17 protein-coding genes, 12 tRNA genes and 3 rRNA genes are annotated in these 25,207 nt (G+C 46.8%); 31 read left to right on the forward strand and 1 reads right to left on the reverse strand.

Annotated elements, in window-relative coordinates; translation table 11 throughout:
- Positions 1-6 precede the first annotated feature (6 nt).
- Both tsaD and ispD read left to right on the forward strand, forming a co-directional pair.
- Positions 7-1,044 carry a tRNA (adenosine(37)-N6)-threonylcarbamoyltransferase complex transferase subunit TsaD gene (gene tsaD, locus BMW45_RS10040; protein WP_092246337.1) on the forward strand — a complete coding sequence of 346 codons (1,038 nt, stop codon included), beginning with the start codon at positions 7-9 and terminating at the stop codon, positions 1,042-1,044.
- A 7-nt stretch (positions 1,045-1,051) separates the two neighbouring features.
- On the forward strand, positions 1,052-1,768 hold the full coding sequence (gene ispD, locus BMW45_RS10045; protein WP_092242942.1) for a 2-C-methyl-D-erythritol 4-phosphate cytidylyltransferase: 717 nt from the start codon (positions 1,052-1,054) through the stop codon (positions 1,766-1,768).
- A gap of 27 nt (positions 1,769-1,795) precedes the next feature.
- On the opposite strand, the gene BMW45_RS10050 is transcribed toward ispD, so the two are convergent.
- On the reverse strand, positions 1,796-2,122 hold the full coding sequence (locus tag BMW45_RS10050; RefSeq protein WP_025229960.1) for a helix-turn-helix domain-containing protein: 327 nt from the start codon (positions 2,120-2,122) through the stop codon (positions 1,796-1,798).
- Between the two features lie 279 nt (positions 2,123-2,401).
- On the opposite strand from BMW45_RS10050, the gene BMW45_RS10055 reads away from it, so the two are divergent.
- The 29 genes from BMW45_RS10055 to BMW45_RS10195 all read left to right on the forward strand — a co-directional run bounded on the left by BMW45_RS10055 (position 2,402) and on the right by BMW45_RS10195 (position 25,199).
- The gene (locus BMW45_RS10055; protein ID WP_092242944.1) at positions 2,402-2,668 is read left to right on the forward strand and encodes a hypothetical protein; all 267 of its coding nucleotides are present in this window, start codon (positions 2,402-2,404) and stop codon (positions 2,666-2,668) included.
- Positions 2,669-2,856: 188 nt separating this feature from the next.
- Positions 2,857-2,942 (forward strand) — tRNA-Ser (locus tag BMW45_RS10060).
- A gap of 45 nt (positions 2,943-2,987) precedes the next feature.
- Positions 2,988-3,076, forward strand: a tRNA-Ser gene (locus tag BMW45_RS10065).
- A gap of 225 nt (positions 3,077-3,301) precedes the next feature.
- A 16S ribosomal RNA gene (locus tag BMW45_RS10070) occupies positions 3,302-4,833 on the forward strand.
- 96 nt (positions 4,834-4,929) lie between these two features.
- Positions 4,930-5,047 (forward strand): 5S ribosomal RNA (gene rrf / locus BMW45_RS10075).
- Between the two features lie 8 nt (positions 5,048-5,055).
- Positions 5,056-5,128, forward strand: a tRNA-Ala gene (locus tag BMW45_RS10080).
- Between the two features lie 278 nt (positions 5,129-5,406).
- Positions 5,407-8,298, forward strand: a 23S ribosomal RNA gene (locus BMW45_RS10085).
- The 16S, 23S and 5S rRNA genes sit together here with 12 tRNA genes alongside, the layout of an rRNA operon.
- An 80-nt stretch (positions 8,299-8,378) precedes the next feature.
- A tRNA-Asn gene (locus BMW45_RS10090) sits at positions 8,379-8,451 on the forward strand.
- A 4-nt stretch (positions 8,452-8,455) separates the two neighbouring features.
- Positions 8,456-8,527: transfer RNA gene (locus BMW45_RS10095), tRNA-Glu, on the forward strand.
- A gap of 6 nt (positions 8,528-8,533) precedes the next feature.
- Positions 8,534-8,606 (forward strand) — tRNA-Thr (locus BMW45_RS10100).
- Between the two features lie 37 nt (positions 8,607-8,643).
- Positions 8,644-8,717 (forward strand) — tRNA-Ile (locus tag BMW45_RS10105).
- Positions 8,718-8,746: 29 nt separating this feature from the next.
- Positions 8,747-8,820, forward strand: a tRNA-Asp gene (locus BMW45_RS10110).
- 69 nt (positions 8,821-8,889) lie between these two features.
- A tRNA-Val gene (locus BMW45_RS10115) sits at positions 8,890-8,962 on the forward strand.
- Positions 8,963-9,078: 116 nt separating this feature from the next.
- Positions 9,079-9,164, forward strand: a tRNA-Leu gene (locus tag BMW45_RS10120).
- Between the two features lie 29 nt (positions 9,165-9,193).
- Positions 9,194-9,267, forward strand: a tRNA-Arg gene (locus BMW45_RS10125).
- Between the two features lie 130 nt (positions 9,268-9,397).
- A tRNA-Arg gene (locus tag BMW45_RS10130) sits at positions 9,398-9,471 on the forward strand.
- A gap of 245 nt (positions 9,472-9,716) precedes the next feature.
- Entirely contained in the window at positions 9,717-10,496 is a 780-nt protein-coding gene (locus BMW45_RS10135) for a serine hydrolase (RefSeq protein ID WP_092242947.1), read from the forward strand.
- A 17-nt stretch (positions 10,497-10,513) separates the two neighbouring features.
- Complete coding sequence (locus BMW45_RS10140) at positions 10,514-11,599, forward strand: dipeptide epimerase (protein WP_092242949.1); 1,086 nt, start codon at positions 10,514-10,516, stop codon at positions 11,597-11,599.
- A 61-nt stretch (positions 11,600-11,660) separates the two neighbouring features.
- Positions 11,661-13,595: a peptide ABC transporter substrate-binding protein gene (locus BMW45_RS10145; RefSeq protein WP_092242952.1), complete on the forward strand. Its 1,935-nt coding sequence runs from the start codon at positions 11,661-11,663 to the stop codon at positions 13,593-13,595.
- A gap of 139 nt (positions 13,596-13,734) precedes the next feature.
- Positions 13,735-14,676 (forward strand): ABC transporter permease, encoded by a 942-nt coding sequence (locus tag BMW45_RS10150; protein WP_025229955.1) that lies wholly within the window; start codon positions 13,735-13,737, stop codon positions 14,674-14,676.
- On the forward strand, positions 14,673-15,659 hold the full coding sequence (locus BMW45_RS10155; protein WP_207649065.1) for an ABC transporter permease: 987 nt from the start codon (positions 14,673-14,675) through the stop codon (positions 15,657-15,659). The genes BMW45_RS10150 and BMW45_RS10155 overlap by 4 nt, the downstream gene beginning before the upstream one ends.
- Before the next feature lie 11 nt (positions 15,660-15,670).
- Complete coding sequence (locus tag BMW45_RS10160; protein WP_092242955.1) at positions 15,671-16,723, forward strand: ABC transporter ATP-binding protein; 1,053 nt, start codon at positions 15,671-15,673, stop codon at positions 16,721-16,723.
- Positions 16,723-17,655 carry an ATP-binding cassette domain-containing protein gene (locus tag BMW45_RS10165; protein WP_174715226.1) on the forward strand — a complete coding sequence of 311 codons (933 nt, stop codon included), beginning with the start codon at positions 16,723-16,725 and terminating at the stop codon, positions 17,653-17,655. Before BMW45_RS10160 ends, BMW45_RS10165 begins: the two co-directional genes overlap by 1 nt.
- A 284-nt stretch (positions 17,656-17,939) precedes the next feature.
- Positions 17,940-18,848, forward strand: coding sequence for a C40 family peptidase (locus BMW45_RS10170; protein WP_242882976.1), 909 nt, complete (start codon positions 17,940-17,942; stop codon positions 18,846-18,848).
- Between the two features lie 103 nt (positions 18,849-18,951).
- Positions 18,952-19,797 carry a serine hydrolase gene (locus tag BMW45_RS10175; protein ID WP_092242964.1) on the forward strand — a complete coding sequence of 282 codons (846 nt, stop codon included), beginning with the start codon at positions 18,952-18,954 and terminating at the stop codon, positions 19,795-19,797.
- A 136-nt stretch (positions 19,798-19,933) separates the two neighbouring features.
- Positions 19,934-21,124: an ABC transporter substrate-binding protein gene (locus tag BMW45_RS10180; protein ID WP_092246343.1), complete on the forward strand. Its 1,191-nt coding sequence runs from the start codon at positions 19,934-19,936 to the stop codon at positions 21,122-21,124.
- 133 nt (positions 21,125-21,257) lie between these two features.
- A complete protein-coding gene (locus BMW45_RS10185; protein ID WP_092242966.1) occupies positions 21,258-22,970 on the forward strand; it encodes an ABC transporter permease in 1,713 nt (570 codons plus the stop codon).
- 73 nt (positions 22,971-23,043) lie between these two features.
- Positions 23,044-24,120 carry an ABC transporter ATP-binding protein gene (locus BMW45_RS10190; RefSeq protein WP_092242969.1) on the forward strand — a complete coding sequence of 359 codons (1,077 nt, stop codon included), beginning with the start codon at positions 23,044-23,046 and terminating at the stop codon, positions 24,118-24,120.
- 50 nt (positions 24,121-24,170) lie between these two features.
- The gene (locus BMW45_RS10195) at positions 24,171-25,199 is read left to right on the forward strand and encodes an ABC transporter substrate-binding protein (protein ID WP_092242971.1); all 1,029 of its coding nucleotides are present in this window, start codon (positions 24,171-24,173) and stop codon (positions 25,197-25,199) included.
- Positions 25,200-25,207 lie beyond the last annotated feature (8 nt).

The raw sequence follows: 25,207 nt of genomic DNA on the forward strand, positions 1-25,207 counted from the left end.
GCGGCGATGAAAAAGAATCATACAGAGGAAGATGTCTATATACTTGCGATTGAAAGTTCCTGTGACGAGACTGCGGCTGCCGTAGTAAAGAACGGAAGAGAGATTCTTTCCAATGTGATCTCCTCTCAGATCGCCCTGCATACATTATACGGGGGCGTTGTACCGGAAATCGCATCCAGAAAGCATATTGAAAAGATAAATCAGGTCGTAGAAGCAGCCCTTCTGGAGGCAGGACTGAGTCTGGCTGATATGGACGCCATTGGCGTAACGTATGGTCCAGGCCTGGTGGGAGCACTCCTTGTAGGCGTTGCAGAGGCTAAAGCCATTGCCTATGCAGCAGGTAAGCCGTTAGTGGGTGTCCATCATATAGAAGGACATGTATCAGCTAACTTTATTGAGCATCCGGATCTGGAGCCGCCTTTTTTATGTTTGATCGTATCCGGCGGCCACACCCATCTTGTTATTGTAAAGGATTACGGTGAATTTGAAATTCTTGGCCGTACCAGGGATGATGCGGCAGGAGAGGCATTTGATAAGGTAGCAAGAGCAGTGGGCCTTGGGTACCCGGGAGGCCCGAAGATTGATCATGCGGCAAAGGAAGGAAATCCCCATGCCATCAAGTTCCCTCGGGCAAAGGTGGAAGGAAACATTTACGATTTCAGCTTCAGCGGCCTAAAGTCAGCGGTATTAAACTATATCAATCATGCGTGCATGTTGGGAGAGGAAATTAATGTCGCTGATTTAGCAGCTTCCTTCCAAAATGCGGTTGTGGATGTGCTGGTGAGCCATACGGTGGATGCGGCAAAGGAATATGGATTTAAAAAGATTGCCATAGCCGGCGGAGTGGCTTCCAATTCTGCCCTGCGCAAAGAGATGGGCCATGCATGTGAAAAAGCCGGCATTGCCTTTTACTATCCGTCACCCATTTACTGCACGGATAACGCAGCCATGATCGGTACAGCGGCTTATTACGAGTATATTAATGGAGCGAGAGCCGGTTGGGATTTAAATGCAGTTCCCAATTTAAAACTGGGTGAAAGGTGATGGACGGATGGAGAGCAGGGGGAGAACGGCAGCAGTCATATTGGCGGCAGGAAAAGGAACACGCATGGGAAGCCAGGTGCATAAGCAGTACCTTGAGCTCTTTGGGAAACCTCTGCTGTATTATGCGCTTCATGCCTTTGAAAACAGTTCAGTAGATGAGATCGTCCTGGTGACCGGTCCTGGAGAGTCCGGTTATTGCCGGGAGGAGATCATAGAGAAATATGGTTTCAGCAAGGTGACTGCGGTTACTGAAGGAGGAAAGGAACGGTATCATTCCGTATACGAAGGGCTTAAGGCAGTTAACAACTGTGAATATGTCCTGATCCACGACGGGGCCAGGCCCTGCGTGACGGTCGAGATCATAGAGGCAGCTTCCGATGCAGCCAGAATGTACAGGGCTTGTGTGGTTGGTATGCCTGTAAAGGATACCATTAAAATTTCTGACGAAAGTGAATTTGCAGCCATGACTCCTGACCGGAACAGTCTTTGGCTGATTCAGACTCCTCAGGCCTTTGAATATGAACTGGTACTTCAGGCATATGAAAAGCTTATGTCATCAGAACAGTATCAGGCTGGAGTAACGGATGATGCCATGGTGGTGGAAACCATGACTCAGGAAAAAGTGAAACTAATTCGGGGCGATTACGCCAACATAAAGATTACAACACCGGAGGATATGGAAATTGCCGGTGTTCTGATGAAAAGAAGATACCTGGAAAAATAAAAGGATGCTGTAATTGCAGCTTCCTTTTTATTTTTTTCCTCCTGATTTTAAAAGATCCTTTACGATCAGATGAAGGTGGTCAAGCTGCTCACGGTTTAAATGCTGTGCATCCTCCATTAGTTCTTTTAGTTTTGCAGGGCTGCTGATGTTGTGAGAGAAAAATTCGGATGGCTCAATGTCCAGATACTCACATATATAGAAAAAACCCATCATGGACGGAAGAGCCAGTCCATTTTCTATTTTATGGATATATGTGGGATTCTGCCCGAGAGACAGGCTCATATCACGTGCAGACACGCCCTTTTGAGCTCTGAGCTCTGAAAGGCGTTTTGAAAAATTGAAATCTATATACATAGGTAGCTCCTCCTGATTCCATAGTATTGCATTTAATGAAATATATGTAGTAAATAATGCAATCCATCACTTGACATGTTGCATTCATTACAATATTATTAGTTATATAAAGTATTTAATGTATGATTATACAGAAAAGTCTGCCATACAGGTTGGCGGCTGCCAGATATTGTCCGCGGCCGCATCTGACGTAACACTCTTTGGGTGTACCTTTACACTCGATAAAGAAGGTGCTCTGCCCGGAAACCATGGCAGGAAAGATGAAAGAAGGTACGGTAGATGAAAACTGAAGATAACAGGATAGAGAGGGACAAAAATGCCAGGGCTGGGCTTTTGGACCGGATTGCGGCGAATTCGGGCTGCATGTACCTTTCAGATTTAAGAAACTGTATTTATAAAAGATGCTGCCGCTTCGTTATTGCAGAAATATCGGCAGATGATTACCCAGTAAAAGTATGGGAAGAAGCGATCAATTATATGACAGGCACAGAAGAAGATTTTAAGACAGCTGAAGAAGCAAAACAACGGCTTTTGGAGTATTTTTAAGACTAAATAATATAATTTGAAAAAAATGTAAAAATGTGTTGACAGAACAAACAAACAATGATAAACTATCCAAGTTGCAGCTGATAACTACAGCGAAACAAGCAACATTGGTCTCCAAGAGATTTGGAAAAATAGAAAAAAGTGCTTGACAAAAGTATGGACTTCTATTAAAATATAAAAGCACATTTGGAGAGGTATCGAAGTGGTCATAACGAGGCGGTCTTGAAAACCGTTTGTCCGCAAGGGCGCGTGGGTTCGAATCCCACCCTCTCCGTTGGCAGGTTTTTAGCCGCTAATAACATAAGAGAATCAGCTAATTGCAGAAGTACCCAAGCGGCTGAAGGGGCTCCCCTGGAAAGGGAGTAGGCCGTTAGTAGCGGCGCGAGGGTTCAAATCCCTCCTTCTGCGTCAGCATCAAGGAAGCGAACCTTCCGGCAGATGCACAGCACTTTGAAAACAGAAGATTGAACAGTATGTAAAACCCTGAAAATTCTAATAAAACAAGCCATGTTTGATGGCTTTGAATGAGAAAATTTCAGAACGAATACAAGCAATTGTATACGAACCAAACAACAAGTAAAACGGGAAATAAATTAGCTAGTTAGTTGATTTTGACCCCGGATTGAACACCTTTAATTTGAGAGTTCGATCCTGGCTCAGGATGAACGCTGGCGGCGTGCTTAACACATGCAAGTCGAGCGAAGCGATTTCAAGGAAGTTTTCGGATGGAATTGAAATTGACTTAGCGGCGGACGGGTGAGTAACGCGTGGGTAACCTGCCTCATACAGGGGGATAACAGTCGGAAACGACTGCTAATACCGCATAAGCACACAGTGCCGCATGGTACGGTGTGAAAAACTCCGGTGGTATGAGATGGACCCGCGTCTGATTAGGTAGTTGGTGAGGTAACGGCCCACCAAGCCGACGATCAGTAGCCGACCTGAGAGGGTGACCGGCCACATTGGGACTGAGACACGGCCCAAACTCCTACGGGAGGCAGCAGTGGGGAATATTGGACAATGGGGGAAACCCTGATCCAGCGACGCCGCGTGAGTGAAGAAGTATTTCGGTATGTAAAGCTCTATCAGCAGGGAAGAAAATGACGGTACCTGACTAAGAAGCCCCGGCTAACTACGTGCCAGCAGCCGCGGTAATACGTAGGGGGCAAGCGTTATCCGGATTTACTGGGTGTAAAGGGAGCGTAGACGGCACTGCAAGTCTGGAGTGAAAGCCCGGGGCTCAACCCCGGGACTGCTTTGGAAACTGTGGTGCTAGAGTGCAGGAGAGGTAAGTGGAATTCCTAGTGTAGCGGTGAAATGCGTAGATATTAGGAGGAACACCAGTGGCGAAGGCGGCTTACTGGACTGTAACTGACGTTGAGGCTCGAAAGCGTGGGGAGCAAACAGGATTAGATACCCTGGTAGTCCACGCCGTAAACGATGAATACTAGGTGTTGGGGAGCAAAGCTCTTCGGTGCCGTCGCTAACGCAATAAGTATTCCACCTGGGGAGTACGTTCGCAAGAATGAAACTCAAAGGAATTGACGGGGACCCGCACAAGCGGTGGAGCATGTGGTTTAATTCGAAGCAACGCGAAGAACCTTACCAAGTCTTGACATCGGAATGACCGGGATGTAACGATCCCTTCCCTACGGGGCATTCTAGACAGGTGGTGCATGGTTGTCGTCAGCTCGTGTCGTGAGATGTTGGGTTAAGTCCCGCAACGAGCGCAACCCTTATCCTTAGTAGCCAGCAAGTGAAGTTGGGCACTCTGGGGAGACTGCCAGGGATAACCTGGAGGAAGGTGGGGATGACGTCAAATCATCATGCCCCTTATGATTTGGGCTACACACGTGCTACAATGGCGTAAACAAAGGGAAGCAAAGGAGCGATCTGGAGCAAACCCCAAAAATAACGTCTCAGTTCGGATTGTAGTCTGCAACTCGACTACATGAAGCTGGAATCGCTAGTAATCGCGGATCAGAATGCCGCGGTGAATACGTTCCCGGGTCTTGTACACACCGCCCGTCACACCATGGGAGTTGGTAACGCCCGAAGTCAGTGACCCAACCGTAAGGAGGGAGCTGCCGAAGGCGGGACTGATAACTGGGGTGAAGTCGTAACAAGGTAGCCGTATCGGAAGGTGCGGCTGGATCACCTCCTTTCTAAGGAAGAAGAAGTAAGGGTTTTATATACTGTTGAGTCTTTGGTTTTCAAAGAAATAAAAATGAATATAGAAACACCAAGAAAGACAAAAGATTTCTGGTGCCGATGCGCTTAGGGGAGACACCCGTTCCCATCCCGAACACGATGGTTAAGACTTAAGCGGCCGATGGTACTATGCTGGAGACGGCATGGGAGAGCAGGTGGGTGCCAGATTATTTTATGGGGGTGTAGCTCAGTTGGGAGAGCACCTGCCTTGCAAGCAGGGGGTCAAGAGTTCGAATCTCTCCATCTCCATTTGGTGTAATTGTGAAGTTTATTATAATTAATAGGACTTTAAATTGCATCACGCATGTACCTTGAAAACCACATATTGAAATATATCTAGATAGAGTTTTTATATGTTAAAGTATAAAGACGACATCAAGACATCCGAGGTGTTACATCTAACGATGTAACCAAACAAAACTCGTTAAAGTAACCGTAACGTACGGTGAAATAACAAACCTAAGACCAGAGATACAACGCTATGTATCTTAGATAAGTAGCCCGCACCCGCAGGTGAACATCGAATTGGTTAAGCTAATAAGAGCGCAGGGTGGATGCCTTGGCACTAAGAGCCGATGAAAGACGTGATAAGCTGCGAAAAGCTTCGGGGAGGAGCAAATATCCTTTGATCCGGAGATATCTGAATGGGGAAACCCAGCTGAGCAAACCTCAGTTGTCGTATGGTGAATACATAGCCATACGTCGGGAACCCGGGGAACTGAAACATCTAAGTACCCGGAGGAAAAGAAAGAAAACTCGATTTCCAAAGTAGCGGCGAGCGAAATGGAAGGAGCCTAAACCAGTATGCGTGCATACTGGGGTTATGGACTGCAATAAGTGAGACGATTTGTTACCAGAACGGTCCTGGAAAGACCGGCCATAGAAAGTGAAAGCCTTGTATGGGAAAACAATAGTCAGCGAGCAGGATCCAAAGTACCACGAGACACGAGAAACCTTGTGGGAATTCGGGGGGACCACCCCCCAAGGCTAAATACTACTTAGTGACCGATAGCGCATAGTACTGTGAAGGAAAGGTGAAAAGGACCCCGGGAGGGGAGTGAAAGAGAACCTGAAACCCTGTGTTTACAAGCTGTGGAACCACGTTAAAGGTGGAACCGCGTACTTTTTGTAGAACGGTCCGGCGAGTTACCGTTACTGGCAAGGTTAAGCACTTAAGGTGTGGAGCCGAAGGGAAACCAAGTCTTAATAGGGCGTAGAGTCAGTAAAGGTAGACCCGAAACCGGGTGATCTACCCATGTCCAGGTTGAAGTTTCCGTAAAAGGAAATGGAGGACCGAACGCACATCCGTTGAAAAGGGTGGCGATGAGGTGTGGGTAGGGGAGAAATTCCAATCGAACCCGGAGATAGCTGGTTCTCCTCGAAATAGCTTTAGGGCTAGCCTCGTATTAGTCTGCCGGAGGTAGAGCACTGAATTTCCTAGGGGGCGTCAAAGCTTACCAAAGAATATCAAACTCCGAATGCCGGCCAGATGATGTACGGGAGTCAGACTGCACGAGATAAGTTGGGTAGTCAAAAGGGAAAGAGCCCAGACCACCAGCTAAGGTCCCAAAGTGCGTGTTAAGTGGAAAAGGATGTGGGATTTCACAGACAACTAGGATGTTGGCTTAGAAGCAGCCACACATTCAAAGAGTGCGTAATAGCTCACTAGTCGAGAGGTCCTGCGCCGAAAATGTCCGGGGCTAAAACACGACACCGAAGCTGTGGAATGTATATTTATATACATTGGTAGAGGAGCATTCTTAACGCACAGAAGCATTACCGTAAGGAGATGTGGAGTGTTAAGAAGAGAGAATGCCGGAATGAGTAGCGAGATGGAGGTGAGAATCCTCCAGGCCGAATATCTAAGGTTTCCAGAGTAAAGCTGATCTGCTCTGGGTAAGTCGGGGCCTAAGGCGAGGTCGAAAGACGTAGTCGATGGACAACAGGTTGAAATTCCTGTACCGCATATTATCAGAACTGTGGGGACACAGAACCGAAGAAGAACCCGGGAATGAAAAGACCGGGGCAAGCACTGGACTGGCTGGAATGGCAAATCCACCCAGCAACAGGAAGGTGTGACGCGTACCGAACACAAGTAGGGAAGTCTTCGTAGGGGCTGTCAAGAAAAGCCGCTATTGTGTAATATGTGCCCGTACCGTAAACCGACACAGGTGGATGAGGAGAGAATCCTAAGGCCGGCGGGAGAAGCATTGTTAAGGAACTCGGCAAAATGACCCCGTAACTTCGGGATAAGGGGTGCCTGGGAAACCAGGCCGCAGAGAATAGGCTCAAGCAACTGTTTAGCAAAAACACAGGTCTATGCAAAACCGAAAGGTGAGGTATATGGGCTGACGCCTGCCCGGTGCTGGAAGGTTACGAGGAGGGGTTAGCGGCAACGCGAAGCTCTGAATTTAAGCCCCAGTAAACGGCGGCCGTAACTATAACGGTCCTAAGGTAGCGAAATTCCTTGTCGGGTAAGTTCCGACCCGCACGAAAGGCGTAATGATTTGAGCGCTGTCTCAACAATGCACCCGGTGAAATTGAAGTACCAGTGAAGATGCTGGTTACCTGCGCCAGGACGGAAAGACCCCATGGAGCTTTACTCCAGCTTGATACTGGGATTCGGTACTGCATGTACAGGATAGGTGGGAGGCAGTGAAGATAGGACGCCAGTCTTATCAGAGCCGATGTTGGGATACCACCCTTGCGGTATTGGATTTCTAACCTGCAGCCATGACCTGGCTGGGGGACAATGTCAGGCGGGGAGTTTGACTGGGGCGGTCGCCTCCGAAAGGGTATCGGAGGCGCTCAAAGGTTCCCTCAGAATGGACGGAAACCATTCGAAGAGTGCAAAGGCATAAGGGAGCTTGACTGCGACACCGACGGGTGGAGCAGGTAGGAAACTAGGACTTAGTGATCCGGTGGTATAAAGTGGGATTGCCATCGCTCAACGGATAAAAGCTACCCTGGGGATAACAGGCTTATCACTCCCAAGAGTTCACATCGACGGAGTGGTTTGGCACCTCGATGTCGGCTCATCGCATCCTGGGGCTGTAGTAGGTCCCAAGGGTTGGGCTGTTCGCCCATTAAAGCGGTACGCGAGCTGGGTTCAGAACGTCGTGAGACAGTTCGGTCCCTATCCGGCGTGGGCGTAGGATATTTGAGAGGAGCTGTCCTTAGTACGAGAGGACCGGGATGGACTGACCTCTGGTGTATCTGTTGGCTATCAAAGCCATGGCAGAGTAGCCAAGTCGGGAAGGGATAAACGCTGAAGGCATCTAAGCGTGAAGCCCCCCTCAAGATGAGATATCCCATCGCAAGAGTAAGACCCCTTGAAGACGACGAGGTAGATAGGGCAGAGGTGGAAGCATGGCAACATGTGCAGCTGACTGTCACTAATAGGTCGAGGGCTTAACCAGGTTGGTTTAGGTAAGAGGAAAAGAACGGATGAAAATAGATATGTAACAATGTGTGGTTTTGAGGGTATATGCCTCAGTATTCCTCGATAGCTCAGTCGGTAGAGCAAACGGCTGTTAACCGTTGGGTCGTAGGTTCAAGTCCTACTCGGGGAGCTTTGGCCCCATGGTCAAGCGGTTAAGACATCGCCCTTTCACGGCGGTAACACGAGTTCGAATCTCGTTGGGGTCATTTAATGCCGATGTGGCTCAATTGGCAGAGCAGCTGATTTGTAATCAGCAGGTTATCGGTTCGAGTCCGATCATCGGCTTTTAGAAATTTAATACTTTTGCAGATTATAATGTTTAGGACCTTTAGCTCAGTTGGTTAGAGCAACCGGCTCATAACCGGTCGGTCCCGGGTTCGAGTCCCCGAAGGTCCACTGACACTGAACTAAATATTTGATAATCTGGCCTGGTGGCTCAGCTGGTTAGAGCGCCGCCCTGTCACGGCGGAGGTCGTGGGTTCGAATCCCATCCGGGTCGTTCTGTGCTGAAAAGTACAGGCTTTACAAACCAGCAGGTAAGTAGTATAATACTTATTGCATCGTATATGGGATCTTAGCTCAGCTGGGAGAGCATCTGCCTTACAAGCAGAGGGTCATAGGTTCGAGCCCTATAGGTCCCATTTCCATGATAACGATACGAAATACGCTTTGCGAATTTCGTTCATTGTCGCAGCAGTTGCCAACTGAACATGCTTGCATGTTCGCTTGGCTCGTTGCTCGCGCAAATCATGAGAATGCCGGCGTGGCGGAACAGGCAGACGCACAGGACTTAAAATCCTGCGGGACTAATCTCCCGTACCGGTTCGATTCCGGTCGCCGGCATTTGCCTGATAAGGCAATTAAGTGAATATGTGTGTGTAGCTCAGCTGGATAGAGCACTTGGCTACGGACCAAGGTGTCGGGAGTTCGAATCTTCTCACGCACGTACAGAAAACCTTTGTTTACAAGGGTTATAAAAAAGGCATCCTGAAAAGGGTGCCTTTTTGTGTATAAAAGACAATTCATCGCTTTACAAATTTAGCAAATTGGTGTATATTAACCATGTACCATGATGTGCGCTGGTAGCTCAGTTGGATAGAGCGTCTGGCTACGGACCAGAAGGCCGCGAGTTCGAATCTTGTCCGGCGCATGAGAAGAACAGTTTCATTATATTGCGAAAACTGTTCTTTTTTCATATTAGCTTTGGCGGATAGTGCGGAAGTCTGTTTTTATACAAATTATCGCTTGATTTTTTTCCGGAATTTATTATACTAAACTTAAGGCTTTGAGGCAGATAGAATCAGGTGCGATGAGGTAGCTGTAGACAATAGGTGCAGTGCCTCTTTTTTTATATCAGGCTGTCAAATTAGGCCGGCAGGGAGTTTATTTATAGTTATGAAAGATGAAATTATAAAGAAGCTGGAACGGATTCCTGGAAAAATCAGCTTTTTATATGAGGATTTGAAGACAGGAGAAGGATTTGCATATCACGAACAGGAGCCCATGATGGCGGCAAGCGTCATCAAGCTGTTTGTTATGGCGGCTGCCTTTGAAAAGAGTAAAAAGGGGACCTTCCAAATGGATAAACTGTTTCCTGTTAAAAGAGAGGATTGTGTTCCTTCCTGCGGTGCTCTTACTTACCTTCATGATGGAATTTTAGTAACAGGATTGGATCTGGTCACATTAATGATCATTTTCAGTGATAATACGGCAACCAATATACTGATCGATATTCTTGGAATAGAGGAAATCAACGATACGATCCAGGGGCTTGGATTCAGGCATACGCTACTTCAGAGAAAAATGTATGATATAAAAAGGTCGAGCCGTGGGATCCAGAATTACATAACTGCCTATGAAACAGGCAGGCTTCTAAAAATGATGTATGAGGGGACTCTTATAGACAGGCGGTCCAGCGAAGCAATGATTTCCATTCTTAAAAATCAGCAGCTTTGCAGTAAGATTCCTTTTTATCTGCAGGCCCTTGTGGAGAGTCCGGAGATTGCCCACAAGACAGGGGAAGATACGGGGATCACTCATGATGTGGGGATTATTTATGGAAAAGAACCGTTTTTGGTCTGCTTTTGCGGAAATGAGACGGATACCCCTGCTTTTGAAAGGGTCATGGCTGAGGTTTCCCTGGAATTATATAAGCAAGTCAATCATGACATTTAAGAAATTGGGGGAAAGCAATGAAGATTGTAAAGATAGAAACGGCAAAGGTCAATATTCCTCTTGTGACACCATTTAAAACAGCGTTACGAACGGTTGACAGCGTCAATGATATTGTGGTGAGGATCACAACGGATGACGGCCAGACTGGGTTCGGTGAGGCACCTCCTACGGCAGTGATTACCGGGGATACCCATGGCTCCATCCTTTCCGCCATTGAGGAATTCATTGCTCCGGCCATTATTGGAATGGAGATTGAAAACCTGGACGGGATCATGAAAAAACTTCATGGCTGTATACTGAAGAACAGTTCTGCAAAGGCTGCGGTGGATATGGCTGTTTATGACCTTTTTGCAAAGTCCTGCAGGAAACCTTTATATAAGATTCTGGGAGGCGGACGTAAGGAGATCGAGACGGATCTGACCATCAGTGTCAATCGCGTGGAAGAGATGGTGGCTGACAGCCTAAAGGCGGTTTCGCAGGGCTTTCGTATCCTGAAAATCAAAGTGGGAAAAGAGAGCAAAATGGATGTGGAGCGGATTCAGGCCATTCGTCAGGCGGTAGGGCCGGATATCAGGCTTCGCATTGATGCAAATCAGGGGTGGTCTGCCAAGGAAGCAGTAAAGATCATCCGGACGCTGGAAGATATGGGAATCGTCATGGATCTGGTGGAGCAGCCGGTAAATGCCCATGACTTTGAGGGGATGAAATTTGTCACCAGTCAGGTGTATACTCCCATCCTGGCGGATGAAAGCGTTTTTTCTCCTGAGGATGCCATAAGGATCATCAGGGAGCGGGCAGCGGATCTCATTAATATAAAGCTTATGAAGACCGGGGGGATCCATGAGGCTTTAAAAATCTGTGCCATTGCGGAAAGCTTTGGGATGGAGTGCATGATTGGGTGTATGCTGGAGAGTAAGATTGCAGTGAGCGCGGCAGCTCACCTAGCGGCCGGAAGGGGGATCATTACCAGGGCGGATTTAGATGGACCATCTCTTTGCAGGGAAGATCCATACATAGGAGGACCTGTTTTTGACGGACCTAAGATTGTTATGAATGAGGATCCTGGAATGGGAATCAGCAAAGTGGAAGCATTCTGGGACTAATGTAGTAAAAGGATACTAATCCCGTTTGGGTTAGAAATATTAGGAAAATGGAGGAGAATTTATGAAAAAAAGAAGACTGATGGCTGCGGCACTATGCGCAGTTCTGGCTGCTTCTACAGCATTAAGCGGCTGCGGCGGGAATAAGACGGCAGGAAAAGGTTCCCAGGCTGCAGGGAATGAAACAGGAGCAGCGGAGAGCGGAAATCCGGCTGTGTACACCAAGCTGTATGGTTCTGAAGCTACTACACTGAATTATCTCACGGCCTCATCGGAAAATGATAACAAAATAGGGGCCAACTGTGTGGATACCCTGATTGAATACGATAACAAAGGACAGATCAAGCCGGGACTTGCAACAGAATGGAGCTACGACGATGCCACGCTGACATGGACCTTTAAGCTGCGGGAGGCGAAATGGGTGGACAACACCGGAGCGGAAGTTGCGGATGTAACAGCCCAGGATTTTGTTGATGCCATGAAGTATGAGCTGACTCCTGAGTATGAAAGTGCAAACGTTCAGAACCTTTTTGGAGTTATAGCCAATGCGGAGAAATATTATAATGGTCTGGTATATAACAGCGGAGCCGATAAAGACGGAAAGGTCTGGGAGTCGATGGATTATTCAGAGGTAGGTGTAAAGGCGGTTGATGAACATACCCTTACTTATACTCTGGAAAAGGAAGTTCCTTATTTTCTTTCTTCCCTGGCCTACGTAGTATATATGCCGGCTTATGGCCCGCAGCTTGAGGAACTGGGAAAGGATTTCGGTACGGCTGCGGATAAGATGTACTATAATGGTGCGTTTTATCTGGAGGAGTTTTCTCCCCAGGAGAAGCATGTATTCAAAAAGAATGCTGCAAATTATGATGCAGATATAGTTTACATAAATGAAATTCAGGAGATCTATAATGCGGAATACAATACCATCGGGCCAGAAATGATAAAGCGCGGAGAAATTGATTACGCGGAGATTTCCTCTGACATTCTGGACAACTGGATGAGCAGCGAGGATACCAAGAATCTGGTCAGCCGTGAAAGGCCGAGAACCAGCTATTCCTATTTCTACAGCTTTAACTTTAATCCTCAGTTCGATGCTCAGTATGAACCGGATAACTGGAGAAAAGCGGTGAATAATGAGAATTTCCGCAAGGCATTATTTGCAGGCTTAAATAAGACAAAAGAAGTGGCAGTTCTGGAGCCGGCAGCTCCTGACGATTTTGTTATCAATTCCATTACACCGGCTAACTTTACCTTCAATGCGGACGGTACGGATTACACCACAGTGGGCGATATGGCATCCCTTGGGCAGTCCTTTAATGAGGCAAAGGCAAAGGAATACCGTGACCTGGCAAAGACAGAGCTTGCAGCTGAGGGTGTCACCTTCCCGGTAAAGGTGCTGATGCCCTATAATCCTTCCGAAGTCAACTGGGATAAGGAATGCCAGGTGGTGGAGCAGCAGATGGAAAGCCTGCTTGGCACGGATTTCATTGACATCATTGTAGAAGCAGGTCCTGCGGATGGATTCTTAACGGAAGTGCGCCGAAGCGGCAAGTTTGCACTGATGAAATGCAACTGGGGAGCTGATTACGCAGATCCGGAAACCTGGACCGATCCATTTTACCAGGCAAAGGGAGAAGATGGATATGACCTTGGATATAAGTACGGAAATATTGCAAAAGCCATAGAAGAGGGAACCCCTTCCGCCGATGCGGCAATGGAGTATTTTACTCTCATAGAGGCGGCTAAGGACATAAAGGTGGATATCAACGCCCGCTATGAGGCATTTGCCAAGGCGGAAGCAAGCCTGATTAACCATGCATTTGTATTGCCTTTCAGCATTTCTGTCAGCAAATATGTAGCCAACAAGCTGGATGTATTTGAAGGCCAGTATGCACCCTTTGGCGTATCAAATCTCAGGTATAAAGGCCAGCATCTTCTGGATCATTACGTTTCCATGGATGAGTTTAAGGCTAACAGGGAAGCAAACGCAAAATAAAACGGCAGGTATATACGCCGGACCATTGGCTGAGACGCTTATGGTCCGGCGGAAAAATACCGTCTGAAAAGGATGTGCCGGAGCTACATCTTCTTCCGAGGGTATTTTTAAAAGAAAACACAAAGGAGCCGAGAAACAGATGTTAAAGTATTTAGGTAAACGAATCGCACGTTCATTTCTTACACTGATCATCATTCTGACCGCGGTGTTCTGTCTGCTACGCCTGATGCCCATCGAGGGATATTTCCAGAACTTTGATAAAATGACGCCTCAGCAGATCCAGGTAGGTTTAAATGAGATGGGGCTTACGGATCCTCTGCCGATCCAGGTGGTCCGCTTTTTTAAAGACCTTCTTCACGGGGATCTGGGCGTATCCAGGATCTATCGTTCCAATGTCCCTGTGTCTGATATTTTAAAGGATAAGGTCCCTGTCTCTGTGAAACTTGGGATCTGGTCCATGGCGCTCTCTCTTCTTGTAGGACTTCCCATGGGGGCCTTGATGGCGCGGTATAAATACAGGTGGTTCGATAAGATCGGAACTCTTTTCATTGTCTGTATCCAGGCAGTTCCTGCTGCTGTTTATTTTCTGTATATCCAGCTCTACGGCACCAAGCTGATGGGGGTGGGATTGTTATTTCAGATCAATGATCCGAAATACTGGGTTCTTCCGGTTGTTTCCATGTCCCTTGGAAATATAGCCTTTTATGGCATGTGGCTGAGGCGGTATATGGTGGATGAAAGCAATAAGGATTATGTGAAGTTAGCTAAGGCAAAGGGAATGTCAGAGGGCGGAGTCATGTTTAAGCATATTTTCCGCAACGCCTTTGTTCCTTTGGCTCAGTATATTCCTACTGCATTTTTAAATACAGTGATTGGATCCATTTATATTGAATCCCTGTACAGTATTCCGGGAATGGGAGGGCTTCTTGTAACGGTGATTAAAAAGCATGATAATACCATGGTTCAGGGCATTGTCCTGCTCTATGCCTGCGTAGGTGTTTTGGGACTTTTACTGGGCGACCTTCTTATGGTATTGCTGGATCCCAGAATTAGTCTGGGAAAGAAAGAAGGTGACAGATGATGAAGCAGTTTTCTTATCGTCATACAAAAGAAGCGGAATTTATGGAAACGATGGAGGAAGGGGCGTTGTTTTCCTTTGCAGGCTTTAACGAAAGGGAAGCGGAGAAAACAGGATACAGTAATTATTCTTACTGGTACAGCACCTTCCGTGCTTTTTTAAAGAACCGGGGAGCCTTTGTCCTTCTGGTGCTTTTGATTCTTCTCCTGGCGTTTACATTTATTCAGCCCTATTTGCCGGGGCAGTATGATCCCAATATGATCATCAATGATGCAAAGGGGATGCAGTTTCGTAACATTCCTCCGGGAAAAGACTTTATTTTGGGAACCAATTCCATTGGACAGGATTTATGGGCAAGGATCTGGGCGGGAACCAGGACTTCTTTGATCATCGGTTTGTCCGTGGCCCTGGCGGAAGCGGTCATCGGCATAACCGTGGGAGTGATCTGGGGCTATGTGAGAAAGGCGGATTTCATTCTTACGGAAATCTACAATATCATAGACAACATACCTAATACCATTGTTCTGATCCTGATCTCTTATATTTTGAAACCCAGTGTTAAGACTCTGGTGTTTGCCATGTGCCTGACCGGCTGGATTCAGATGGCCAGATTTATCAGGAATCAGATCCTTATTATCCGGGACAGGGATTATAATGTTGCCAGCCGCTGCCTGGGAACACCTGTCAGCAGGATTATTTTAAAAAACCTGCTTCCTTATCTGGTGTCTGTGATCATGCTGCGCATGGCCCTGACCATTCCGGCTGCTATCGGAAACGAAGTGTTTATTACATACATTGGCTTGGGACTTCCGGTGAATATTCCAAGTCTTGGCAATCTGATCAACGAAGGACGGGCTTTGATCACCACCTCTGCATTGCGCTATCAGCTGGTTTACCCGACAATCATCCTTTCCTTTGTTACCATATCGTTTTATATCATCGGCAATGCCTTTTCGGATGCCGCTGATCCCAAGAATCACATGTAAGGAGAGACAGCATGAACCAGGAAAAGATTTTAGAGGTAAACGATCTGGACATCAAATTTGAATTAAGGGGAAAAACCCTCCATGCCATTCGGGGGATTTCTCTGGATTTATATAAGGGGGAGATTCTGGCTATTGTAGGGGAATCGGGAAGCGGAAAGTCTGTTTTTACCAAATCCTTTATGGGTCTTTTGGAGAGAAATGGGTATGTGGATGGCGGAAGTGCTGTTTATTCCGGGGCAGATGACCGGGAGAATGTTGAATTAACAGCCGTTAAGAGGGAGAAGGACTGGCTTAAGATACGGGGGCATGAGATTGCGATGATCATGCAGGATCCCATGACCAGCTTAAACCCTTTAAAAACCATTGGGGTTCAGATCATGGAAGCAGTGCTGCTTCATCAGAAGGTGGGGCATTCTGAAGCAAAGAAACGGACGCTTAAATATTTAATGGATGTGGGAATTCAGGACCCGGAAAAAAGGTTTGACCAGTATCCTCACGAGTTTTCCGGGGGGATGCGCCAACGGGTGGTGATCGCCATAGCCATTGCCTGTAATCCACAGATCCTTATTTGTGATGAGCCGACTACGGCTCTTGATGTGACCATACAGGCCCAGATTCTGGACCTAATTAAGGAACTGCGGCATAAATACAGGCTTTCAGTAATTCTGATCACCCATGACTTAGGAGTGGTGGCCAACATCGCAGACAGGGTGGCGGTTATGTATGCCGGGGATATTGTGGAGATCGGCACCTGTGAAGATATTTTTTATGATGCAAGACATCCTTATACCTGGGCTTTGCTTTCTTCCCTGCCTCAGGTGGGGGTAAAGGGGACGGATCTGTTTTCCATTCCAGGCACACCTCCCAACCTTTATGCGGAGATAAAGGGGGATGCCTTTGCTCCCCGCAATCCTCAGGCTCTTAAAATTGATTTTGTAAAAAGGCCTCCTTATTTTGAGGTATCGCCTACCCATAAGGCGAAGACCTGGCTGTTAGATCCCAGGGCACCAAAGGTGGATCCGCCGCCTGTGGTCAGCAAAATCAGGAATGGAGGTCTGCTTTGATGGAACGTGAAGTACTGTTAGATGTAAGGGATTTGGATGTGACCTTTGGAGAGCGCAGAAAGAAATATGAAGCGGTAAAGAAGGTAAACTTTAAAATATATAAAGGAGAAACCTTTGGGCTGGTGGGGGAGTCCGGGTCAGGGAAAACCACCATTGGCCGTGCGATCATGAGGATCGTTCCAAGCTGCGGAGGAGATATCCTTTATAAAGGTGATAAGATCAATGGGAGAATCCCTGCAGAGCTGGACCGGAAGGTTATTAAGGAAATACAGATGATCTTTCAGGATCCCCAGGCTTCCTTAAATGAAAGGGCCAAGGTGGATTATATCATCAGCGAAGGCCTGATGAATATGGAAAAAGGACTAGGGGAAAAGGAACGGAAAAAACGGGTGGACCAGGCCCTTCTTGACGTGGGGCTTCTTCCGGAATTTGCAAGCCGTTTCCCTCATGAGTTTTCCGGAGGTCAGAGACAGAGAATCGGGATTGCCAGATCCCTTATTATGAACCCGGATTTTATCATCGCCGATGAACCGATTTCTGCTCTTGATGTATCAGTCCGGGCCCAGGTCCTAAACCTTCTTGGAGATATGAAGAAAAAACGGCAGATCACTTATCTTTTTATTGCCCACGACTTATCTGTTATGAGATTTATTACGGACCGGATCGCAGTGATCCGTAAAGGTGAGATTGTGGAAATGGCGGAAACGGAGGAGCTGATCACCCATGCCCTTCATCCCTATACAAGGGCGCTGCTCTCCGCAATACCCATGCCGGATCCGAAGCATGAAAAGGAGAAAAAGCTTCTGGTTTATGATCCTTCGGTTCATGATTACTCATGGGAAAAGGCTTCCTGGAGGGAGATAAGGCCTGAGCATTTTGTGCTGGCAAACCGGAAGGAAGCGGAAGAATATAAAAGACTGTATAAGGATTGAGTGAGTATAAGAATGAGTTTTTAATATATCGGATCATATATGGAATCTTAGGAAAATATAATATACTCCTCCTGTGACAGACAGCTTGAGTTTCAAAAGCTTCCTGTTACGGAAGGAGTTTTTTAACTTTTGGGTTTCATTGACATTCCGCATATCTGACCATATAATAATGAAAAATACAGTACCTTGCGGTTTACCAAAAACGGGAAAACCATTTGTACTGTCATGAAGTGGTATAAAAAGTGCCGGAAGGAATATAGCAGAAAGAACAGGAGGAGATGACAATGGAATCTTATGGGATTATAAAGATACCGGTTGCTACTATTTGGGAAGGCCGGTCGGAGATAAAAGAGAACAGCCTTGGAGAGACAGTGTCGGCCATTTCGGATGAAGGGCTGTATGGAATGGGGCTTACGATAACCGGGGAGGAAGAGCTGGGATTTTACCCGGTACGGACATTTTACGGCTATTCCGGCTTTATCAGGAAAGAGGAAATAGAACTGGTGAGTCTTGATGAGCTGAAATGCTGGGAAGAGTGCGGGCTTATGATTATAGATGGAATCTACGTGGACATTCTATCTCTCCCAAAGGTTCAGGGAGTGCGCCTTTTAAGCCTGTTCCGTGGTTCTCTTATTAGGGTACTTTCCTTTGACTCAGAAACCGAAGGCTGGGCCAAGGTGGAGCTTTTTAATGGGCGAGTGGGCTATATGAGAAATCAGTTTTTAAGGAAAAAGGAATTTTCCCAGTCAGGTCTGTGGACGGGGGAGCTTCCGCAAAAGAAGATTGTGGATGAAGCATCATTCCGTAAGTCGGTGGTAGAGACGGCAAAGCAGTATTTGGGGACCCAGTATCGCTGGGGTGGAAGATCTACCGCAGGGATCGACTGTTCCGGACTCACGTCGGAAAGCTATCTTTTAAACGGAATCCTTATCTACCGGGATGCCAGGATAAAACCAGGATTTCCGGTACATGAGATTCCAAAGGATGAGATGCTTCCCGGGGACCTTATGTATTTTCCAGGACATATCGCCATGTATATGGGAAATGGTTCATATATCCATTCTACGGGAAAAATCGGCAGCGGCGGTGTGGTGATCAACAGCCTAAATCCTCAGGCAGAGGACTATCGGGCGGATCTTGCAGAAAGCTGGTATGCGTCAGGGAGTATTTTTGGCACAGCCCCATTGATGTAAACTCCGTGCTGAGGAAGTATGGCTGCAAAAGCAGCTGCACGAAACGCGGGAATCTGTCCTGCAGATTCATTTTTTAAATAAGTTAAGAGAAAGGTCGGATAAAATGGATTCCAGACTGACATTAGAAAAAAGAATTGAAGCGGAGATCATGAGCTATGACGGGAAAATGGGGATTTATCTGGATGACTTCCATGGTAATGTAATTGCCATTCACGCTGATGAGGCATTTGAGACAGCAAGCACCATAAAGACCTATATACTGGCATGTCTGTTTGATGAGGTGGAAAAGGGAAACAAAAGCCTTGAGGATATGATCGAGTATAAGGAAGAACATGTGGTGGACGGAAGCGGTGTACTTCCGGATCTGGAGCCGGGAGCAATGCTCAGGGTAAAGGATGCAGCGACCCTTATGATCATTGTAAGTGATAATATTGCAACCAATATGATGATAGACTATCTGGGGCTGGAAAGAATTAACCAATGCATCAAAGCCCTTGGCTGTAAGGATACGGTGCTGCACAATCCCATTCACTTTGAGCAGTACGACAGGCTTGGGACCAGTACACCGGAAGATTATGCAAGCATTTTTATCCGTCTGGCAAAGGGGGAGCTTATTAGTCCAGGGGCAGATGAAAAGATGCTGGATATCTTAAAAAAGCAGCATTATAACAGCATGATCACTAAGGACTTTCCTCCATTTTACATGGACAGTGACAATACGGATGATATCCTGATTTCCGTTGCTTCTAAAAGCGGAAGCATGGATGCCTGCAGAAATGACGGCGGCCTGGTGTTTACTCCCTATGGGCCTTATGCTATCATCATGTTCCACAAGGAATTTTCTGATGCCATGTATTATCCGGCCCACCCGGCCACCGTGTTCGGGGCCAGGGTCAGCCGTATGATCCTGGATCAGTTTTTAGCATTGGAGGGAAGATTTTTAAAATAAAGAATCAGTGTGTATTTTTACTAAAAAAGGTTGGGATAAGTTCAAGAATCACGACATTATTACTGATTTTTCGGTATCTGCTTTTGGGTTTTTTTGTTATTATAAGGTAACAGAAAAAAACGGAGGGATATCTATTATGAAAAAAAGAACGGCATTTTTGCTGGCGCTAACAGCGGCTCTCAGTCTGACCGCATGCGGTTCCAAACAGGAGGCAGCAGCTACAAAGGCAGAGACAGCAGCGGAGACGCAGTCGACAGCTGAAGGAACAACGGCTGCTGCAGGGGAAGAGAAAAAAGATTCAGGGGAAGATGGAGATTTAACAGAACTGATCAAGGCAGCCCAGGCTGAAGGGGAATTAACTGTGTATGGATCCTGCGAAGAAGAGCATTTGGCTGCGGTATGCCAGTATTTTGAAAAGACCTATGGCATTAAGACAAAGTTCCAGAGACTTTCAACCTCAGAGGTTTATACCAAGGTTTCTGAGGAGGGAGGAAAGCCTTCTGCTGATGTATGGTTCGGCGGAACGACTGACCCCTATAATGAAGCGGTTGCAGCTGGGATTTTAATGCCTTATGATGCGATGAATGCCAAGAATCTTATAGGAGACCAGTATAAGGATCCTACGAATAGCTGGTATGGTATTTATAAGGGGATTCTGGGCTTCATGGTGAACACGGAAGAATTAAACAGACTTGGGTTAGAGGCTCCCAAAACCTGGGATGATCTGACAAAAGAAGAGTATAAGGGACTTATCATGCTTTCCAATCCAAATACAGCAGGTACGGCTAAGCTGGTGATCAATACCATGGTACAGATGAAGGGCCATGATGCTGCTATGGAGTATTTTAAAAAGCTGGACAAGAACATTGCACAGTATACAAAATCTGGTTCCGGCCCATCTAAGATGGTTGGACCTGGGGAATGTGTCATTGGAGTCGGTTTCCTTCATGACGGAATTTATCAGATTCTTCAGGGATATGATAACATTCAGCTGATTGTTCCTGAGGACGGAACCTCCTTTGAGGTAGGAGCAACTGCGATCTTTGAGGGCGCTGCTCATCCAAATGCAGCGAAGCTGTGGATCGAATATGCTCTGTCACCAGAGTGCGTGGATCTTGCAAAGGAAAACGGTGCTTATCAGTTCCTGGTTTTAAAGAACGCAACACAGCCGGAAGAGGCTGTACGCTTTGGCCTGGATATGAATAATACAATTAATTATGATTTTGAAGATGCAAAAGAAAACAGTGCGAAATATGTGGAAGATTTCTTTGAAGCCTTGGGAAGCTCTTCGGACAAGGCAGATGCTGACCGTTTCCTGACACAGTAAGGAGACTGAGGCAGGAAATAAACGTCCGGCTGTAGGAAGGAACATGCTGCGTAATGCGTAAAAGGCCATTACGCAGCATTTTTACATCATTGGAGTCAGGACTCCTGCCTGGAATGACGAAAGGGGGACTATTATGGCCAGCTTGCAGAGTAACCGGCTGGAGCGCAAAAAATTCTTTTCTGACCCGATTTTGGTCAGCATGATTACAGTTTTGCTTATTTTTCTTGCGCTGTTTATTCTTTATCCTCTGTTTATGCTGTTGATAGACAGCTTTTATGCGGAGGGCTCTGTTACACTTCAAGTGTTTCGGAGGGTTTTAAATCTGGAACGGTTCCAGAATGCATTTAAAAATACCCTTGTTCTTGGATTTATCACGGGGACCGCTTCTACAGCCATCGGATTGCTGTTTGCTTATGTAGAGGTGTATGTGAAGCTGAAAACTAAGGTTTTGGGAAAGCTCTTTGGGCTTGTTTCCATGCTTCCGGTGGTATCCCCGCCATTTGTTCTGTCTTTGTCCATGATCATGCTTTTTGGAAGGAGCGGCCTGATCAGTAGGTCCCTGCTTCACATATATGATTCTAATGTCTATGGGCTTAAGGGAATTGCCATTGTCCAGACTCTGACCTTTTTTCCGGTATGCTACTTAATGCTAAAGGGGCTTTTAAAAAATATCGATCCTTCTCTGGAGGAGGCCACCAGGGATATGGGGGCCACCAGGTGGAAGGTGTTTTCCAGTGTTACGTTTCCCCTTTTGCTTCCGGGACTTGGCAATGCGTTTCTGGTGACCTTTATCGAGTCTGTGGCGGATTTTGCAAATCCCATGCTGATCGGCGGGTCTTATGATACTTTGGCTACCACCATTTACTTACAGGTGACAGGAGCTTATGACTCCACGGGTGCGGCAGCCATGTCAGTTGTTCTGTTGTCCCTGACAGTTGTGCTGTTCCTGATACAGAAGTATTATCTGGAAAAGAAAACAGCAGCTACTTTAACGGGAAAGGCTTCCCGCATGAGAATGCTTATTGAGGATAAGAGTGTGACTGTTCCGCTTACCTGTTTCTGCGGCATTGTTGCGGCTTTTGTCCTGCTGATGTACATTATGGTTCCCTTTGGCGCCCTGTTTACTCTCTGGGGAAGGGACTACAGCCTAAGCCTTAAGTGGTTTCAATATATGTTTAAAACCAGCGGAATCAAGGCATTTAAGGACTCCTTTGTGCTGTCCTTAATCGCTGCACCTCTCACGGCATTTCTTTCCATGGTCATTTCTTATCTTGTGGTTAAGAAGAGGTTTAAGGCAAAGGGCTTTATTGAGTTTGTTTCCATGCTGGCCATGGCTGTTCCGGGAACGGTCCTTGGTATTGGATATATCAGGGGCTATGCAAACGGATTGTTCCGCTCCGGAATTATGAGCGGCCTTTATGGGACAGGGCTTATTCTGATCATTGTATTTATCGTCCGGAGCCTTCCCACCGGTACCAGAAGCGGGATATCTGCCCTGCGCCAGATTGATAAATCCATAGAAGAATCTGCTTATGACATGGGAGCCAATTCTGCCAGGGTATTTATGTCCGTGACTCTCCCTCTTATTAAGGATTCTTTTTTCAGCGGTCTGGTAACGGCTTTTGTTCGCAGCATTACCGCCATTTCCGCCATTATCCTGCTGGTGACGCCAGATTTTCTGTTAATCACCTGCCAGATCAATGAGCAGGCGGAAAAGGGAAATTACGGTGTGGCCTGTGCTTATGCAACCGTATTGATTCTCATTACTTATGGTGCGGTTCTCATTATGAATGCTATGATGAAGTTCTTCGGTGTCAGCAGAGCCGTGAAAGAAGTACAGGATTAAGTTTTAACACCCTGAGGGTATATCTTTATGCCAAAAAACGTGGGCAGGAAAGAAGAAACAGGAGGAATATAACATGGAAAAACAGAAAAAAGGCGTTCGGTTAGAACGCATTTCAAAAATATACATAGATCCAAAGACAGGTAAGGAGTTTTATGCAGTAAAGGATACCTCTCTGGATATTGAGCCGGGATCCTTTGTTACCCTGTTGGGACCGTCAGGCTGCGGCAAGACGACTACACTTCGTATGATCGCGGGCTTTGAAAGCCCGGATGAAGGGGAAATTTATCTGGGAGGAGAGGCAATCAACCATTTGACTCCCAATAAAAGGGATACGGCCATGGTGTTTCAGAGCTATGCCCTTCTGCCTCATTACAACGTGTTTGACAACGTGGCATACGGTCTTAAGATCCGGAAGGTTCCAAAGGAAGAGATCAGGGAACGGGTCATGAATATACTAAAGCTGGTGGAAATGGAAGGGATGGAGACCCGCATGACAAACCAGCTCTCCGGCGGGCAGCAGCAGCGTGTGGCATTAGCCAGAGCCCTGGTCATAGAACCGGGAGTCCTGCTCTTTGATGAGCCTTTAAGCAACTTAGATGCAAAGCTGAGGGTGACCATGAGGACTGAGATCCGAAAGATACAGCAGAAGGTCGGGATTACGGCAATCTATGTGACCCACGACCAGTCCGAGGCCATGAGTATTTCTGATAAGATCATCATCATGAGCAAAGGCAAGGTGGAACAGATTGGAACCCCAAGGGAGATCTATTATCATCCCGCTTCCAGATTTGTGGCTGATTTTATCGGAGAAGCCAACTTCTTAAAGGCAAAGGTTTTATCGGAAGAAGGAGAAAAAGCCATGATTTCTGTGGCAGGGAAAGAATTCCAGGTAAACAATTTTGCAGGGGCCCATTCCGGAGATGAGGCGACTTTGGTGATACGGCCGGAGGGAGCGATCCTGTCGGAGCAAGGTATCTTAGAGGGACTGGTCACCTTATCCACCTTCATGGGGTCTTATCAGTACTATCAGATCATGGTGGGGGATATGGAAATCCAGATTACGGATTATAACCCGGTCAACCGTAGAATCTATGAAGTGGGTGAAAAAGCTTATCTGGATTTTGATCCAAAGGGTGTTTACATCCTGTAGCACTGTGTTAGAATAATAATAATAAGTTTGAAGGGCAGGAAACAGGGACGATGAGAGGCTGGACCTTATGTGCTGCGGCCCTTCTGTGCATTGGCTGTCTGGCAGGCTGCGACCGCAGTACCCGGATGGTGCCCGCAGAGTTTCATAAGGATGAGGAACTGGTGGTGTACTGTCCTCATCCGCTGGAATTTATTAATCCCATTGTATCGGAATTTGAGGAACAGACAGGGATTAAGGTGGAGGTATGCACGGGAGGGACGGGAGAACTGTTAAACATGGTGGAGGACAGGAAGGAACCCAGATGTGATATCTTCTGGGGGGGCTCCCTGTCTACCACCATGGCTAAAAGTGAGCTGTTTGAGCCTTATATCAGCAAAAATGAATCCATGATCCAGGAAGATTACGGAAATAAGGAAGGAAACATGACCCGGTTTACTGATGTTCCAAGCCTTCTCATGGTGAATACCAATCTTGCTGGAGATATTGCCATAGAAGGGTATGGGGACCTTCTTAAGCCTGAGCTTTTCGGAAAGATTGCCATGTGCGATCCTTCTACCTCATCCTCGGCGTTTGAGCATCTGATCAATATGCTTTATGCCATGGGAGGAGGAGAACCGGAGGCTGGCTGGGATTATGTGGAAGCATTTTGTAAAAACCTGGATGGAAAGCTTCTTCAAAGCTCCTCTGAAGTATATCAGGGAGTGGCCGAGGGGCGCTATACGGTAGGACTTACCTTTGAAGAGGGGGCAGCTCACTACATTGCTTCCGGATATCCGGTCAGTGTGGTGTATATGAAGGAGGGTGTTATATCCAAACCGGATGTAGTATGCATCATCAAGGGTTCCGATCACATGGAGTCAGCAAAGCAGTTTGTGGATTTTGTAACGGGTAAGGATGCCCAGACGGTTATTTCTGAAAGTCTTGGAAGGCGTTCCGTAAGGACGGATGTAAATGAACCGGAGTATCTGCTGGATAAACAGGCGATCCACATCATTTATGACGAGGAAAGCGTGGTAAAGGAGAACAAAATGGAATGGCTGAGACGCTTTTCAGAGGTTTTTCAAAGCACCCTGGATTAGAATAGGGA

It is taken from the genome of Lacrimispora sphenoides, assembly GCF_900105215.1.
Taxonomy (GTDB): Bacteria; Bacillota; Clostridia; order Lachnospirales; family Lachnospiraceae; genus Lacrimispora; species Lacrimispora sphenoides_A.